Annotated in this window: 15 protein-coding genes; 9 read left to right on the top strand and 6 right to left on the bottom strand. The window is 45.6% G+C overall.

All coding sequences use genetic code 11. From position 1 onward, the window contains the following. The first annotated feature begins 4 nt into the window (after window positions 1–4). A complete protein-coding gene (locus ACDE64_RS17460; RefSeq protein ID WP_411347687.1) occupies window positions 5–973 on the top strand; it encodes a methyl-accepting chemotaxis protein in 969 nt (322 codons plus the stop codon). A 156-nt stretch (window positions 974–1,129) separates the two neighbouring features. On the opposite strand, the gene ACDE64_RS17455 is transcribed toward ACDE64_RS17460, so the two are convergent. Continuing rightward, window positions 1,130–1,840: an MgtC/SapB family protein gene (locus ACDE64_RS17455; RefSeq protein WP_411343375.1), complete on the bottom strand. Its 711-nt coding sequence runs from the start codon at window positions 1,838–1,840 to the stop codon at window positions 1,130–1,132. A 482-nt stretch (window positions 1,841–2,322) separates the two neighbouring features. On the opposite strand from ACDE64_RS17455, the gene ACDE64_RS17450 reads away from it, so the two are divergent. The 3 genes from ACDE64_RS17450 to ACDE64_RS17440 all read left to right on the top strand — a co-directional run bounded on the left by ACDE64_RS17450 (window position 2,323) and on the right by ACDE64_RS17440 (window position 4,762). Continuing rightward, complete coding sequence (locus ACDE64_RS17450; RefSeq protein WP_411347686.1) at window positions 2,323–3,174, top strand: amino acid ABC transporter substrate-binding protein; 852 nt, start codon at window positions 2,323–2,325, stop codon at window positions 3,172–3,174. A 102-nt stretch (window positions 3,175–3,276) separates the two neighbouring features. Further along, the gene (locus ACDE64_RS17445; protein ID WP_411347685.1) at window positions 3,277–3,945 is read left to right on the top strand and encodes an amino acid ABC transporter permease; all 669 of its coding nucleotides are present in this window, start codon (window positions 3,277–3,279) and stop codon (window positions 3,943–3,945) included. 64 nt (window positions 3,946–4,009) lie between these two features. Continuing rightward, window positions 4,010–4,762 (top strand): amino acid ABC transporter ATP-binding protein, encoded by a 753-nt coding sequence (locus ACDE64_RS17440; protein ID WP_411346829.1) that lies wholly within the window; start codon window positions 4,010–4,012, stop codon window positions 4,760–4,762. An 83-nt stretch (window positions 4,763–4,845) separates the two neighbouring features. On the opposite strand, the gene ACDE64_RS17435 is transcribed toward ACDE64_RS17440, so the two are convergent. Continuing rightward, window positions 4,846–5,739 (bottom strand): LysR family transcriptional regulator, encoded by an 894-nt coding sequence (locus tag ACDE64_RS17435; RefSeq protein ID WP_411347684.1) that lies wholly within the window; start codon window positions 5,737–5,739, stop codon window positions 4,846–4,848. Window positions 5,740–5,881: 142 nt separating this feature from the next. Here ACDE64_RS17435 and ACDE64_RS17430 point away from each other — a divergent pair, with 142 nt between their 5' ends. Then, window positions 5,882–6,754 carry an alpha/beta fold hydrolase gene (locus ACDE64_RS17430; protein ID WP_411347683.1) on the top strand — a complete coding sequence of 291 codons (873 nt, stop codon included), beginning with the start codon at window positions 5,882–5,884 and terminating at the stop codon, window positions 6,752–6,754. 339 nt (window positions 6,755–7,093) lie between these two features. After that, entirely contained in the window at window positions 7,094–8,113 is a 1,020-nt protein-coding gene (locus ACDE64_RS17425) for a Gfo/Idh/MocA family protein (protein WP_411347682.1), read from the top strand. Between the two features lie 71 nt (window positions 8,114–8,184). On the opposite strand, the gene dctA is transcribed toward ACDE64_RS17425, so the two are convergent. Continuing rightward, entirely contained in the window at window positions 8,185–9,576 is a 1,392-nt protein-coding gene (gene dctA / locus ACDE64_RS17420; protein ID WP_411347681.1) for a C4-dicarboxylate transporter DctA, read from the bottom strand. Window positions 9,577–10,063: 487 nt separating this feature from the next. Between dctA and ACDE64_RS17415 the strand changes: the two genes are divergently transcribed. After that, window positions 10,064–10,312 carry a hypothetical protein gene (locus tag ACDE64_RS17415; protein ID WP_411347680.1) on the top strand — a complete coding sequence of 83 codons (249 nt, stop codon included), beginning with the start codon at window positions 10,064–10,066 and terminating at the stop codon, window positions 10,310–10,312. Here ACDE64_RS17415 and ACDE64_RS17410 read toward each other — a convergent pair. Both ACDE64_RS17410 and ACDE64_RS17405 read right to left on the bottom strand, forming a co-directional pair. Further along, complete coding sequence (locus ACDE64_RS17410; protein ID WP_411350326.1) at window positions 10,280–11,575, bottom strand: MFS transporter; 1,296 nt, start codon at window positions 11,573–11,575, stop codon at window positions 10,280–10,282. The two genes, ACDE64_RS17415 and ACDE64_RS17410, sit on opposite strands and share 33 nt — an antisense overlap. Before the next feature lie 204 nt (window positions 11,576–11,779). Beyond that, on the bottom strand, window positions 11,780–12,103 hold the full coding sequence (locus ACDE64_RS17405) for a DUF3817 domain-containing protein (protein ID WP_411347679.1): 324 nt from the start codon (window positions 12,101–12,103) through the stop codon (window positions 11,780–11,782). A gap of 420 nt (window positions 12,104–12,523) precedes the next feature. Here ACDE64_RS17405 and ACDE64_RS17400 point away from each other — a divergent pair, with 420 nt between their 5' ends. Further along, window positions 12,524–14,215: a methyl-accepting chemotaxis protein gene (locus tag ACDE64_RS17400; protein WP_411347678.1), complete on the top strand. Its 1,692-nt coding sequence runs from the start codon at window positions 12,524–12,526 to the stop codon at window positions 14,213–14,215. Window positions 14,216–14,406: 191 nt separating this feature from the next. Here ACDE64_RS17400 and fabV read toward each other — a convergent pair whose 3' ends face one another. Then, window positions 14,407–15,597: an enoyl-ACP reductase FabV gene (gene fabV, locus ACDE64_RS17395; protein ID WP_411347677.1), complete on the bottom strand. Its 1,191-nt coding sequence runs from the start codon at window positions 15,595–15,597 to the stop codon at window positions 14,407–14,409. A 281-nt stretch (window positions 15,598–15,878) separates the two neighbouring features. On the opposite strand from fabV, the gene ACDE64_RS17390 reads away from it, so the two are divergent. Beyond that, window positions 15,879–16,418, top strand: coding sequence for a TetR/AcrR family transcriptional regulator (locus ACDE64_RS17390; protein WP_411347676.1), 540 nt, complete (start codon window positions 15,879–15,881; stop codon window positions 16,416–16,418). The last annotated feature ends 233 nt before the right edge of the window (window positions 16,419–16,651 follow it).

Raw genomic sequence — 16,651 nt, 5'->3', positions numbered from 1 at the left:
CAGCATGCTGAAGAGCATATTTAAAGGAAAGCAAGCAGAAACGGTACCACAAGTTGTGCAAGCGCAGGCGGAGGAGCAGGTCAAGCCGAATACACTGCCTTATGTATATCTGCTGACCGATGAAGTGGAGAAAAATATTAAGCTACTGTTGAATGAAGAAGGCAATATTACGTACGGATTTCAGCAGGCAGCGGCTTCGTTGAACGAAACGACGACCGAGATCAAAAGCATCGAAAATGTACTGCATGAGCTGGATCGTGAAACCGAGAGCATTATTAATGAAGTCGGCAACAGTATTGAGATCTCCCAGCAGACTATTACGCATACCCAGCAGCTGGTCAGCACGTCAGCAGGTCATATGGGCGATGTGTCCGCGGTGTTCGAGAATTTTGTATCTGTATTTACCGCGATTGAAAAGAAATACGCCGAGATTAACCAGTTTGCCAGTACGATTACCAATATTGCGACCCAGACCAATCTGTTGTCGCTTAACGCTTCTATTGAGGCGGCACGAGCGGGAGAAGCGGGGAAAGGCTTTGCCGTCGTTGCAGGCGAGATCAAAACCCTATCCGATACGACCAAAAAAAGCGCCACCGACATTCTCGATCTGCTGGGTGATATGAGCAAAATCATGGAGTCGATCCGTCTGGAATCAGACAAAGGCAAAGATATCGTCAAAAATGCAGCCGATACGATGCAGCGCTCGACCGAAAGCTTTGAAAGTGTAATGAACGCTGAGGCAGAAGTGAATCGTCAGCTCGGCATCGTCAAATCGTCTCAGTTGAAAAGCATTAACGATATCGCGCGCAACATCTCCAATATCGCCGATCTGTCTGGTAAACAAAATCGCAACATCGACGAGCTGATATACAACGGTGGTAAGAAATCGGAGCAATATTTGTACATCCTCAATCACTTGAATCAGATTCAAATGCTGCAAGATATCGACAAAGGCAAACCAAGCGGCAAATAAAAAGCTAACAGACAGATAGATCAAGGCAATACAGCTCATTATTTCGTTTTGATCCTATGCTAATTCATTATGATGGTAACAAAGCACAAAAGACTCCAATCTGGATAATGGATGTGGAGTCTTTTGTGCTTTGTTCAATACGTGCATACGATTCAACTATTCCAGATTGATCATGCGTACATCGGGCTGGGATTGCAAAAGAAGCAAAATGTCTGACGTTTTCAGAGAAGCTGGGAATTTGATCTCCATCCGCAACTCAATTTCTGACTGAATATGAGAATCGTGAATATCTGGGTTGTTTTGCGTCGGTTCGGTTGTTTGCGAATATAGCTTGATCACATGTACTTCATTTTCTTCTAATACATCAAGCAAATTTTCCACTGGATCGGTATGATTCACTAATCGTACATGTAGCTGATGCGAATGTGCTGCTAATACTGGCGCGCCACGTCCATGCATTGCAAATTGAACGAGCAGAATGAGTAAAGTCACCCCAATACCTATCCAGTACATACCAGCGCCAATCGCCATACCGACACCAGCAGTAGCCCAGATGCCAGCTGCGGTTGTCAATCCTTTGACCTTTTGCTTGTTCATAAAGATCGTACCTGCTCCAAGAAATCCGACACCACTTACGATCTGGGCGGCAACCCGGGACGGATCAAGTGAGACATTGCTCCAGTTTTCCATATCAGTAAAGCCATATTTGGAAATAACCATCATCAGTGATGCACCAACTGCCACGATAAAATGTGTACGAATTCCCGCTTCCTTATGTCGACTCCGTCGTTCGTAGCCAACCAATACTCCGCAAAGCCCGGCAATTACTACTCTGAAAATATGCTCCAGTGTTACAAGGGTTAGCATGCGATCACCTCCTTTTTACGATAGTTCTTATTGCGACGCATCATAGATACAAGTACATACGAAGCTATGCATATACTCTTGTGTATATACCCGCAATAGAAGGAAATAGCATAAATTATGGATATAAAATGAATGTTTCATGAGAAAATTTCAATACCTACTAAATGTATCGGAAAAACAGTTGACGTAGCATGACAGACAGTGTACTATTCAATTTGCAGTTCGTTATTTTTTGAGACCAGGTGAACAAAACGGATGTACCGGATGGAAGCCATTTTACAAAAAAGACGAGGCAGTCCATCACTGGACTTTGACGGCAGACCGTAATCAATATAAACGAGCCAATACCCAAGGGAATGCGTACAACGGGCGGGTGATTCCGATTCGTCCTGATTTCGAATGCCTGGAATGGTGTATTAAACGAGTATGACGGTTATCGACTACCGATCCAAACAACCTACAACAAAGGGGAGTCCTACACAATGAAAAAATGGGGTTCGTTAACACTGATGCTGATTCTGACTATGCTGGTCATTGCAGCGTGCGGTAACAGCTCGAATACAGCAACAACTGGCAGCGGTTCGAATGAGGCGGCTACCAGCAACGAGAGCACTACATCATCTTCCGGTGCAGCTACACTGGAATCGGTAAAAGCAAGCGGCAAACTGCGTATCGGTACAGAAGGCACTTATGCGCCATTCACATACCATGACGAAGCAGGCAAATTGACTGGCTTTGACGTGGACATCGCAACAGAAGTGAGCAAACGTCTGGGCGTAGAGCCAGAATTCATCGAAACCAAATGGGACAGCATGATTGGTGGTCTGGATTCCAAACGTTTTGATACAGTCTTTAACGAAGTAGGTATTACACCAGAGCGTCAGGAGAAATACCTGTTCTCCGATTCGTATATCTCTTCCAAAGCTGTGCTGATCGTATCCGAAAGCAATACAGATATCAAATCTTTCGCTGATCTGAAAGGCAAAAAATCGGCTCAATCTTTGACAAGTAATCTGGGCAAAATCGCTCAAGAGAACGGTGCTGAGCTAGTATCGGTGGATGGATTCAATCAGGCAATCGGACTGCTGAGTTCCGGTCGTGCAGACGCAACGATCAACGACAACTTATCCTTCCTTGATCTGAAAAAACAACAACCTGATTTGCCGATCAAAATCGTTGCTGAAGAAGCAGATGCTTCGCAAAGCGGTGCAATCTTCAATAAAGGTAGCGATGATCTGGTAGCGGCTGTAAACAAAGCACTGAAAGACATGAAGGATGATGGGACGTATTTGAAAATCTCCGAGAAATATTTCGGTGAAGATGTTTCCAAATAATCAAACGTACACATGAAAGCTGTAAACCAATATCTTGGTGACCTGATTAGGCATCAAGATATTGGTTTTTATATTGAATATGTTGAAAATGGAGGTCCAGTCATGACAGATCGTCAAATTCAAATTCTTATTGATTCATTCTGGCCCATGCTGGAAGCAGGGCTGAAATTCACCATGCCGCTAACGATCTTCTCATTTGCGCTTGGTTTGATTCTGGCTGTTCTGACTGCGCTAGCACGTTTATCTTCGTTTGGTGTGTTGCGTCAGATTGCACGCTTTTATGTATGGATCATTCGCGGAACACCGTTGCTAGTACAGTTGGCAATCATTTTCTACGGATTGCCTTCGATTGGGATCGAATTTAATCCGTTTACTGCGGCATTGATCGGCTTCTCACTGAGTGTCGGTGCATATGGTTCTGAGATTGTCCGAGCAGCCATCGAGTCTATTCCAAAAGGGCAATGGGAAGCGGCTTATTCGATTGGTATGACGCGTACAGAAGCATTGCGTCGTGTCATTTTGCCGCAAGCAGCAAGAGTATCTGTTCCACCGCTAGCAAACTCTTTTATCAGTCTGGTCAAAGATACCTCACTTGCAGGAGCAGTCACCTATGTAGAATTGTATCGTACGTCTGAGCAAATTGTAGCAACTACGTATGAATATTTGCTAGTCTATTCTGAGGCGGCAGTCATTTATCTTATTTTTACGACTATATTATCAGCGTTGCAAAATCAATTAGAGAAACGACTTGCTCGCTCATCTGCTAGTTAATCAGGCATACCTGCATTCAATTTCGTAATATATTCTTATAGATCGTAAGGAGGCAAACTCCATGATGCTAGAAATACGCAATCTGCACAAAGCCTTCGGCTCACTTGAAGTACTCAAGGGAATCGATGTAGATCTGGAAAAAGGAAAAGTGCTTGTTGTCATCGGTCCTTCGGGCTCTGGCAAAACGACGCTGCTGCGTTGTATGAATTTGCTGGAGATGCCGGATCAAGGGACGTTGAAGCTGAGCGACCGGCAATTGGAGTTTCAACCCGGACGCAAATTAAGCAATCGTAATGTAACCGAGCTGCGTAAACGTACCGGTATGGTATTCCAATCGTATAATCTGTTTCCACATAAAACGGTCATCGAGAATATTATGGAAGGCCCAGTCATTGTCCAGAAAAAAGACAAAGCCAAAGCGCGCCAGACCGCTCAGGAATTGCTGAACAAAGTGGGGCTTGGTGAGCGTGGCGGCTATTACCCGCATCAGCTGTCTGGCGGTCAGCAGCAGCGTGTAGGGATTGCTCGCGCGATGGCGATGGAACCGGATGTATTATTATTCGATGAGCCGACTTCGGCGCTTGACCCCGAGCTGGTCGGCGAAGTATTACGCGTTATCAAGCAGCTGGCACTGGAAGGGCGTACTATGGTGATCGTCACCCATGAAATGAAGTTCGCTGCTGATGTAGCAGATCATGTGATCCTGATGGATAACGGCGTTATCATCGAGCAAGGTCCACCACAACAGGTGATCAACAATCCACAAACCGCACGCGGACAGCAATTTATGAATCGGATCAGTGGAGAAGATATTTAACATAACGATAGGTATAGCAAGCATCTAATGCACGCTACACATTCCATAATAAAGAGCACTTTTGACTATAAAGGTGCTCTTTATTATATGGATGTATAAGAGGTAGTAGCAAACGTATGCAATTGGTCTACCAGCTGCATGAGCAGTGGATCGCTATGATGTTGCGGTGCCCACTGAATGAGCAAAGAACGGCGAATGGAATCCGGTAAAGCTTGTGTATAGAAATAACGTCGCCAATCTTCTGAAAGGCTATTTGCAGGAAGGATCGTGATGCCTTCAAGCGCTTTGGTCATCGCAAGCGTGCTATGAATAGTTTCGACTTCCATTACTTGTTGAATCCGTAATCCCTGGTGTCTTACATAAGGGGCAATCCATTCCTTGCATCCCGACAACGGCATCACAAATCGATATTGCGACAGATCCTCAAGTGCAATAGGAGCAGGAATAGCACGAGAACAGACCAATACATATTCGTCTTCCAATAATGAAGTGGCATGAAAGCCCTGAATACGTTGCTGTTCAGCCGTAATGATCAATTGAGCGCTACCGGACAATGCCCATTGGTGTACTTCATCATAACTGCCTTCACGTATCGTCAAGTTGTACTGTTGAACATGTTGTAATCGTTGATGCTCATCCATCGTTTCCATCCAACTAGCCAGCTGATTACTGACGACAGACGGATACGTCGCAATCGTAACATGACGTGCCGGATGACCCGCCATATAGGCGGCTTGTTTCTGAAATTTCTTATATTGCTCCAATACCAACTGAGCTTCTCGAAATAACGACTCACCCGCAGTTGTCAGTGTAGTGCCCTGACGTGAACGGACAAATAACGTCAGACCTAGCTGATTTTCCAATCTGCGCACGATCTGTGTCACAGCCGGTTGAGACAGATGTAATGCAGTGGCTGTATCGCTAATACTGCCCAGACGAGCAACATAAGTAAATACATGAAGATCATCGATGTTCATATAAGCCCTCCTTTGGTCGGTATACCCTTTGTATTATAAAACGTGATGATAAGTATCATTAATATTCATTTTATTTATATTTGAATGAATCGTATAGTGAATTGCAGAGATTATTTATATACAAACGAAGGAGTGATCTGTGATGACACTTGAATGGAATGATGATCGCAATGCTGCCAAGGATGCGGATGTGCCGAAAATGGATACACAGTATAGAAGGATAGGAGCATACCAAATTGCTGTGCATCGAATTGGTAAAGGGCAACCGTTACTCTTGCTGCACGGAACACCTGCCTATTCTTATATTTGGCGGCAGATTGCTGCTGAACTGGGGCAATATTTTTGCGTGTATCTGTACGATATGCTTGGTTACGGTGAATCGGATAAAGCGATCGATGATGACGTACATCTCGCTGTTCAGGCACAGCTATGTGTGGATATGATACGAGAATTGGAAATACAGGAACCGCTAGTAGCCGCGCATGATTTTGGTGGGGCAGTTGCGTTACGGGTTCATTTGCTACATCAGATTCCTTTTCGTAAATTGATGTTGTTGGATGCGGTGGCAATGCCGGGATGGGGAACGCCGTTTGCGCAGCTAGTACGCGAATATCATCATGTGTTTCGGCAAATTCCACAGCATATGGCTGAACCTATGATTCGTGCTTATATAGAGACGGCTATGTGTAATCCTCGGCAGGAGGTGCTGGATGAATATATGAAGCCGTGGCAAGGGGATGTAGGAAGAGCCGCCTTTTTTAACCAAATCGCTCAGTTTGATCAAATCTATACAGATGAATTTGTCCCTCTGCTGCCAGCGATCTCGATACCTGTTCACATCGTGTGGGGAGAACAGGATCAATGGCTGCCTGCTGCACAGTCAATGCTGCTGTCAGAGCAAATTCCCGGTGCGACATGTACACGGATTCCGAATGCAGGGCATTTTGTACAGGAAGATCAGCCTGCGCGTGTTATAGATGAAATGAAGCGATTTTTTTGTGCAATAAGAATATAATGAATACATGGAATGAAAGTGGCAGACATGTAGACGATTGTTGCCACTTTTTTATCCCAATTCCATTCTTCCTCCCATGTGTTTACTTGAATATTTCAATAAAATGTTTATATGGTTTGCCGAAATTTTGAGTCTGTTCAGCCGACATATGGAAGGCGTCTGTGTATTTATACCCATATATTGTTGTTTGCTTAAACAAAGTTGGTTAATCACTATGTAAGCGTGACAATTTTTGTGTTCCAATACGGTACAAAAGCTGGATAATTGCCCGCTTTTTCGTTAATATAACTGTTGAACACAACAATTAGATCAACTCAATCATTGGGAGGAATGGGATGTATGGGGAAAGTTAGAGTAGCAGTAGTAGGTTGCGGTAGCATTTCAGAACGCCGCCATATTCCAGAATATGCAGTAAACTCAGATGTGGAACTGGTCGCTTTTGCTGATCCGGTTGTTGAACGCGCACAGGGTTATGCTGATTTGTATAATGCAAAAGCATATAGTGATTACAAGGAGTTGCTGGCGGCTGGTGGGTTCGATGCTGTAAGCGTATGCACACCGAATGGGCTGCACGCCGAAGTTGCGATTGCGGCTGCCAATGCCGGTGCACACGTACTGGTGGAGAAGCCAATGGCAATCTCTGACGAGGAAGCGCAGCAAATGATCGCTGCTGCTGAGAAAAATAATGTATTTCTGATGGTCGCGCATAATCAGCGCCTGATGCCTCCGCATGTAAAAGCTAAACAAATATTAAAACAAGGGTATCTGGGACGTGTGCTTACATTCCGTACCGCATTCGGTCACGGTGGACCGGAAGGCTGGAGTATTGATGGCAAGAACAGCTGGTTCTTCCGCAAAGGTGAAGCAGCGATGGGCGCGATGGGCGATCTGGGTGTACATAAATCCGATATGATCCGCTGGTTGCTGGATGATGAAGTGGTGAGCGTGAGCGCTTTTATCGGCACGCTGGATAAAAAGGATACTGATGTAGATGACAATGCCATCTGCTTGCTGCGTATGGGTAGCGGCGCGATTGGCTCGCTCGTTGCCAGCTGGACTTCATACCGCGGCGAAGACAATGGTACAGTGCTATGGTGCGAGAATGGCGTGATGAAGATCGGAACCGATCCGGTCGATCAGGTGATCGTCGAGCTGAGAGATGGAACGGTAGAGCGTTATCAAGTGGGCGAGATCGCTACTAACGAGAAACAGGTAACTAGTGGCATCGTAGACGAGTTTATCGGTTCGATCACGAACAATGTAGCGCCAACGATCTCCGGCGAAGAAGGACGCAAATCGCTGAATGTGATTCTAGCGGCATTCCGCTCGCAAGAAGAAGGACGTACAATCGATCTGTAAGCAACATAAACAAAATCTGCTATTCCCCAGCATCATATGCGGGGAATAGCAGATTTTTCGTTTCGATCAGCTCAAGATTGATCGTATGCCGTTTTGGGCTTGTTCATATTGGTACCGTGATATACAGGTGCTGCACCAGTAGCAGGAGTCAACATTCCTTTTTCACTATTTTGTTGGGATTGTGCTTCTTCTGCATCCAGTTCATCTTCGCTGATTTGACCGGACAGCACCGCTTTCATGCGTGTCGTATCCAGCATACCTTCCCATTTGGCGACCACAAAGGCGGCTACGCAATTTCCCATCAGGTTCGTGAATACGCGCATCGTATCCATAAACCGATCAGCGCCAAGTAATAACGCAACAACTGCAACCGGGAAAGCGTTCAATGCCGCAGCCGTAGCGGACAATGCCAGAAAAGCAGAACCCGGTACGCCAGCCATACCTTTGGAGCTAAGCATCAGGACAGCCAGAATAGTTAGCTCCTGTACGAGCGTCAGTTCAATACCGACTGACTGTGCTAGAAATACCGTAGCAAGCGACAGATAGATCGACGCGCCATCTAGATTGAATGAATAACCAGTAGGCACGACTAGTCCAACGACAGCGCGGTTACAACCAGCGCGTGTCAGCTTGTCCATCATACGCGGCATGACGACTTCCGACGATGCTGTACCGATTGCCAACATCACTTCAGAGCGAGTGTAGCGTACGAATTGTAGCAGATTCATACCAGTGATCCACCATGCAGCCAGTCCAAGCACGACGAGGAACAACAGCGCTGAGGCATAACAGGCGATAATCAGCATTCCGTACGATGCAAGTGTAGCTGCGCCATATGCGCCAACCGTATAAGCAATAGCGCCAAATGCGCCGAGTGGAGCGAGTTTCATAATATAACCGATTACGCGGAAGATTAGTTCCATAATCTGATCGACCAGTGTCAGTACATTTTGCTTGAGCGCACCTTCACTGGCAGCCAGTGCTGTACCGAATAGACACGCTAGCAGTAATACTTGCAGCAGTGCATTTTGAGCAAACGCATCGACCGCACTAGTCGGAATGATATTCAAAATAAAATCAACGGTATGAGGCAGTTCAGCACCGCCAGTTTTGGCAGCAACGGCATTCGGATCGAGGCTAGCTGGATCAATATTCATACCTGCACCTGGGCGTAGCCATTTTGCAGCAACAAGACCGAGCACAAGAGCAACAGTTGTTGCCAGTTCAAACCAGAGGATCGCTTTCAGACCAATTCGACCAACCGCCTTCAGATCGCCAGCTTTGGCGATACCAGCAACAACAACGACGAAGATCAGTGGAGCAATTAGCATTTTGATCAGTTTGATAAATCCGGTTCCAAGCGGTTGTAGCATTTCGCCAACGTTCGGCCAGATCAGACCGACTCCGATACCGATCGCCACCGCTACGATAATCTGGAAAAACAGGGATTTGAAAAATGACATAATAAACCTCCTTCAAAATGAACTGCCAGTACAGACACAATCATTGCCACCCAGAATGCCGTTTATGCTGTAAATAATACTGCCGTATAGGCAATATAGAGTATGATCACAACAACAAACAAAGTAGTAAAATCGTTTTGATGTAAACAATAGTCTCATCGCTGAGAGCCATTTGAGCAATTTGAATCTCATGTAGCTTTTTATAACATTTCATTTCGGCGTATAACAGTGAATTTGTCATCTTTTAATACAATGCACAATCCACAATGCAAAAATTGAATCATGATACAAAAAAATAACGAACGATACGTGAAAAATCATCACATACTGTTCGTTATTAGCAACGTTAACATCCGTTTTTGATTGGAGTCGTACGATAAACTGTGGTAAACTATTCAAAGTAAAGCAGGATGACAATATCATATGTACAGCCTGCCTTTACCTTAGCATTCCTAACTTATCTCATGAAATGGAGGGTATACTGCCCATGGCACGTACCACAACGCAAAAAGCAATACGCAAAGCACAGCGCAGCGGACAACTGGCGCCAAGCTTAGAACGCAAAACGAATAAAGCCTATGCCGAGATGTCCCAACACACCCGAATCAAACCTGGCAAACAGGAAAAACTGCAAAAGATCAAACACAAGAAGCGGATTCTGCGAGATGATGCTTCTTTTTTATTGCCTGTCATTCCTGATGGATTAGTCAAACCGTCGAATTCCCGGTATACATAATCCGATAATCAGCAAAGCAATCCCCGCACTACCGAATAGCGTAATCGTCCAGATACCGCCCATATGATCAGCCAGCCATCCAACAAGCAAATACCCGACTGGCAACAAGGCAAACGAACCAAGCATATCCAGACTCACCACACGACCGAAGCTCTCCGTTGGCACTAGTTCCTGTAAGCTCGTCTCCCACACAAGTGCAAACATCATCATACCGAACCCTTCCAATACCATGACGCCGATCAATAGCGGCGGTGAAGACACGACAGTCAGCAGCAATAACGCAACACCGCTCAGCAGTGCGCCACCGTAACCAATCCAACCACGTCGATGCCAGCGGCTACGCGAACCGAACACTATCGCCGCAAGTACTGCTCCGGCACCAACGCCAGCCATTGCCAGACCATAAATGACCGGTGTTAACCCATAATGAGCCTTGAATAGCCAAGGGATCAAGACGACAATAATACCCTGATAACAAATATTCAGCAGTGAGAAGATCACGATTGTAATCCATAACCACTGTTGTCCCATTAGAATGCGGAAGCCTTCCGAGAAATCCATCTTGATCGTCGCCCAATTGCTTACCTTGGTGTTTGACGAGTGAGTGGGCGTGATTGTTGCAGCAGTAAGCTTTTGCCGATGTGCCGATACAAAGTGCTTGCTCAGTAAAAGAAAACAAATCAGCGACAGCAGATACGTTAGCGAATCCAGTGCAAATCCACTTCCTGCCGAAGCAAAAGTAATGATCAATCCGCCCACCGCTGGTCCGAGCAACCGTACACCTTGAATGCTCATCTGACTCAGCGCATTGGCAGCATTACGAATATCCGGGGTAAATATCTCCGCTCGTAACGCGGCGTAAGCAGGATTGAAGATACCATCCATTAGCCCGTATAACGCCAGCGCTACATACAACAGAGGCATCGACAGATGACCGGTAAAGATTAGAATCGCTACTGTCATCATCAGTACGAAGCGTACCGTATTGGTGAATAGTACGAGCCGAATGCGGTCGGTTCGATCTACAATCCAGCCCGATATCGGCAGGACGATCACATTAGGCAACATATAGATCGTCATGGCAAGCCCCATTAGGGTTGCTGAACCAGTCAGATTATAGATCACAATCGGCAAAATAATCATCGTCACAGAGCTGCCCAGTACCGCAATCAATTGACCAAGCCATAAGTACAAAAAGGCTTTCGATTGCCGTAACGGTTGCAGCAATTGTTGCAATGCAGAGGAAGCAGATGCTTCATTCATAGACAGTGCAGAGTTTCGTTTCACGTTAGGATTCTTCTCCGATTCACAATAGACATCCTTGAAGTGTATAGCTTCCTTCCCAGATTGACAATACCTGAATACAGGATTACTAGAGGGATGATACGAGAACAACATTGCTCCTCTATCATGACCAAAAAGCCCCGATCCAGTTATATTCCGGGCAGGGGCTTTCAGGTATATACATTATCCTTTTTGAATCTCGGTTTGTGACACGTCAGCAGCTTGCTGGCGATCCAGATACCGATCGAATACGAACGGTCCGAATGGCAGCACCGAAGCGATTAGCCCCAGAATAGCTTGCTTGATGTTCAGTTTGCGCAGAATCAGTGTCAGCAGAATAGCAGCCACATAAGCAACAAACAGAACACCGTGAATCATGCCCACATATGTAACGGCTAACGGCATATTGGCAAAATACTTGAGCGGCATTGCAATCAGAACAAGCAGCAAATAAGAGACCGCTTCCACATGACCGACCACACGTAGCGTTTTGAGCATATTTCCCATTCTTCATAGCTCCTTCGGCAGGCGAACCCGCAACATATAATGAAAATGGTTTTAATTGTGACTATTCAAATATAACGTAAAATTCCGCGGCATGGAGACGATTAAAGTTACAATTTTTTGAACCTCTCTATGTTCCAACTCATCCTATCGTTGATCAATCTTCCCTATACAGCTGCGCTTTTAGAAGGCTTCCACTTTTCGTTGTTCAATTGTAAACGCTGTGTAAAATCAAAGGAAAAAGATGTGCGTGAACATGCAAAAATACGCTCCATATCCGCTGTTTTTTCCATCATCTGGATGGTGAATCGAAGTTTGTTTAACGCTGTGTAAAATTTAATAAAGTCGCTAAACTATCACGTAAAATGTCCGATAAATATGGATGCTACTCATTCATAAGTTTTCCATCGGAGGCATCACTTCATGAAAGTTAGAACAAAACTTATCGCCATTCTAGTTATCCTTGTCGGCGCTATTATCGGCACCGGTGCTTTGTCTGTCGTTACGATCAGTCAATCTATCCAGCAAAGTAATCTGTTGCAGGACAAAATGGAACTGCAACAAAATATGAAACAGCTTGAATTTCTGCTTGCGGGTCTGTCCAACGATGAGCGTGGTTATCTGCTTACCGGTGATGCCGACTATGTAGAAGGCATGCAAAAGAAAATCAAGGAAATTCAATCGACGCAGACCCTTGTGCAACAATCGTCTGCATCCACTCCGTATACAACCGATATTCAAACGATTGACTCTACCTTCACCAAGATTCTTGATCTGAATACGAAAATGCTATCGCTGCGTACGACTGACCTGAATGCAGCTGAAGGTGTGCATTTTGGTGAAGAACGTACTTTGCGCAAGCAGGTGCTGAGTCCAGCTGTTGATAACGTAGTTAGCTTGCTGCAAACCGAAGTACAGCAGTTGAAGCAGGCTGCTGATGAACAGGCTCACCAGCGCAACTTTATTTTACTAGCTGTTATCGCGGTCACTTCACTGGCAGGTATCGTACTTGGCATTCTGCTGCTGCGGTCGATTCTGAAGCCACTGCATTTGTTGAATACGCAAATGAATGCAATTGCCGAAGGCGAAGCCGATCTAACACGCCGCATCGATATTCGGCAAAAAGATGAGTTTGGCGCACTGGCAAATAGCTTTAACCGTTTTGTCGCTTCGTTGCGCGATATCGTTAGCCAGATTGGTGCATCGTCAGAGATGGTTGCTGCGTCTGCTGAGCAATTTTCTGCCAGTGCTGGTCAATCCAAAGCGACCTCCGGTCAAGTTGCTGAGTCCATGCAGGTCATTGCAGACAAAGCTGGATATCAAACCCGGCAGCTGGAACGCAATACTGCTGCTCTGCAAACGTCTCTGGATAAACTCAGTGCGATTTCTACGAATACGACTTCCATGGCAGACTTCTCGCGCAGTATGCGTGATCAGGCAGAATCGGGGGAGCAGTCGATCAGCAAGGTTGGTCAGCAAATGACATCAATCCATCATTCCGTACTGCAAACCGATCAAAGTGTCGATACACTCGCAAGTCATGCTGCTCAGATCGACACAATGACTACATTAATCAATCAAATTGCGACCCAGACGAATCTGCTCGCACTGAATGCCGCGATCGAAGCAGCGCGTGCTGGTGAGCATGGTTCCGGTTTTGCCGTTGTCGCTGACGAAGTGCGTAAGCTGGCAGAACAATCTGCCGATGCCGCGAGTCAGATCAAAGAACTGGTCGTACGTATCCAGACCGAAACGCAATCTGCACAATCGTATATCCAAATGGTCAAAGAAGAAGTTCAAACCGGTACGGAGCTAACAGGTACAACCGTGCAGCAATTCCGTCAGATCGTTACCGCAGCTGAACAGATTTCCGATCAAACTCGTCAGATTGCTGACAATGCTGTCCAGATGAACCGGGACTTTACCGATTCGTCGCTTATGCTGCAAGAAGTCAATGCAGGCACTCGCGACATCTCGGGTAGCACCGAAGAGATTGCTGCCGCAACTGAACAACAGCTCGCATCGAGCGAAGAGATTCTGCACTCTGCCGCTTCCTTGACGACGCTGGCAACCGAACTGCAAACACTGGTACATCGATTCAAAGTAGCGGAATAACCCATTCGTTATCATTGTTCCATCTATAGATGTAGCAATGTAGTGACTCATATAACAGCTTTACTGTGTGCACCGTGCATGTCGCATCGATCGTTTCAACAATAAAATAATAGTCGTAAAACAAAGAAACAAGCACCTACATCATACGGTGCCTGTTTCTTTGTTTTGTAAAATATGAAATACGTATCAGCTTAGCGAGTATGAGCAATCTGTACATCTGGCTCAGTATCGGCTTCATAATCGACGCCGTCTGTCTCAAAGCCAAACAGTTGGAAGAACTCTTTGCGGAAGCCTTCCAGATCGGTCAGCTCGTACACATTTTCAGTACGCAGTGCGTCCCAGATCTTTGCCACTTCTGCTTGCACATCCTCACGCATTTCCCAATCGTCCAGACGCAGACGGTCTTTGTCATCGACTGGTGTCTCGCCTTCGATATAGAGGCGTTCGGCAAACATGCGGTACATTTGCTCAATACAGCCTTCATGCACGTCTTTTTCTTTCATTACTTTGTACAGTGCAGACATGTACAGCGGGACAACTGGAATAGCGGAGCTGGATTGGGTTACAAGTGCTTTGCATACAGCTACATACGCTTGACCGCCTTTGGCACCAAGCTGCTCATTCATGCTGCGAGCAGTGTCTTCCAGATGATTCTTCGCCTGACCGATTGAACCTTGACGATAGATCGCCTGTGTAATATCGGAACCGATATAAGAAAAAGCGACCGTAACAACATCATCTGTCAGTACATCGGCTGCATGTAACTGATCAATCCACGATTTCCAGTCATCGCCGCCCATTACGCGTATTGTTGCATCGATTTCTTCCTGTGATGCAGGCTCAATGCTGATCTCGGTAACATCGCCAGTATGGAAGTTTACAGTTTTGTTCGTGTATGTCTCACCAATAGGCTTCAATACAGATGTAAACGTCTCGCCTGTATTCGGATCAGTACGACGTGGCGCAGCTACACTGTAAATCACCATATCAACTTTACCAAATTCCGCGCGGATCGCTTCAATCGTATCGGCTTTTAACTCATTGGTAAACGCATCGCCGATCACGCTGAACGATTTCAGTCCTGCATCCTGTGCTGCCTGTTCGAAGGCAGCGGAATTGTACCAGCCTGCTGATGCTGTGCGTCCTTTGACCGAAGCGCCATCACGGTATACACCAATGGTGTTAGCGCCTGCACCAAAAGCAGCTACAATACGTGCCGACAGACCGTAACCAGTCGATGCGCCGATAACGAGCACATTGCGTGGACCTTTGACAGCAGGTTGGGATTGTACATATTCAATCTGTTCCTGCACCTGGCGTGCACATCCATCTGGATGCGCAGTAGTACAAATAAAACCGCGGGTTCTTGGTTTGATAATCATAATCTATAGTCCTCGCTTTCTTATCCATGCTTATCGATAATCAATCGTATACATACCTGCTTATTGTAGCATTTTTTGCGTTGGCTGGCATCTGGGAAGGCAGATGGAGCAGGGGAGTAGGGGAATATCGATAAACGTTATGACCTGCTGATGGTTTAGCAAGAATCATAATTAACCAATAGAAGCGATATATTGGCTAAAAGCTCTTGCTATCTGCTGCAAGATGATTTATATTGATTTTAGTAATTGATCAATCACTAAAAATTAACTGGAGGTTCAGCATGAAAAAAGTGAGTGCGACCTCAATCAATCGGCGTAATGAGATTGTTGCTGCTGCGATTGAAGTGTTTGCTGAAACGGGGTATTATCGCGCTACGACAGCACAAGTAGCTGAACGAGCCGAAATCTCGCAGCCGTATGTGTTCCGCTTTTTCTCGACGAAGGAATCGTTATTGATCGGCGCATTGGAAGCATCATGGGTGCGGATCAAGGAAGCATTCGGGCACATTATTCGTGCAACTGCACCAGAACAGCTAGAGCAAGAACTGGTAGAAGCGTACGCTCGTATTATGCAGGAGCATCGTAATGAGATTGTACTGCAAATGCAAGCGCAAACGATCCAGGAGCCTGCCGTCCATGAAGTGATGCAGCGTAATTTCCGCGAAGTACATCAGGTGGTAGTACAGGCATTTACCGATGCGGGCATTGAACATCCATATGATCGTACCTTGATCTTTTTAGCACGCGGTATGCTATGCAATATTTCTATGTCGCTGGATCTTCCTGAATTGATGCAAAGTGAGCTGCGTACACACCAATGATTTTGCAGATATCCTGACAGGATGAATGAGCTATAGATGGTTACATTTATATGGTTACATTTATGAATATGAATAGCCCCATATTTCTATATTTCATTGATCCTGTCAGGGAACAGTTACATGCAGAGGATATCGACTGTGAGATAATATAGCTTGCCATAATATCGTTCGACGCTAACTTTGGAAAGGCGATTTTTCATTTCGATCTATTTTGATTTGGATTTATATAAAAC

The sequence above is a fragment of the Paenibacillus sp. WLX2291 genome (assembly GCF_046603665.1).
Lineage (GTDB): Bacteria > Bacillota > Bacilli > Paenibacillales > Paenibacillaceae > Saccharibacillus.
This window is presented reverse-complemented; position numbering and strand designations above follow the sequence as displayed.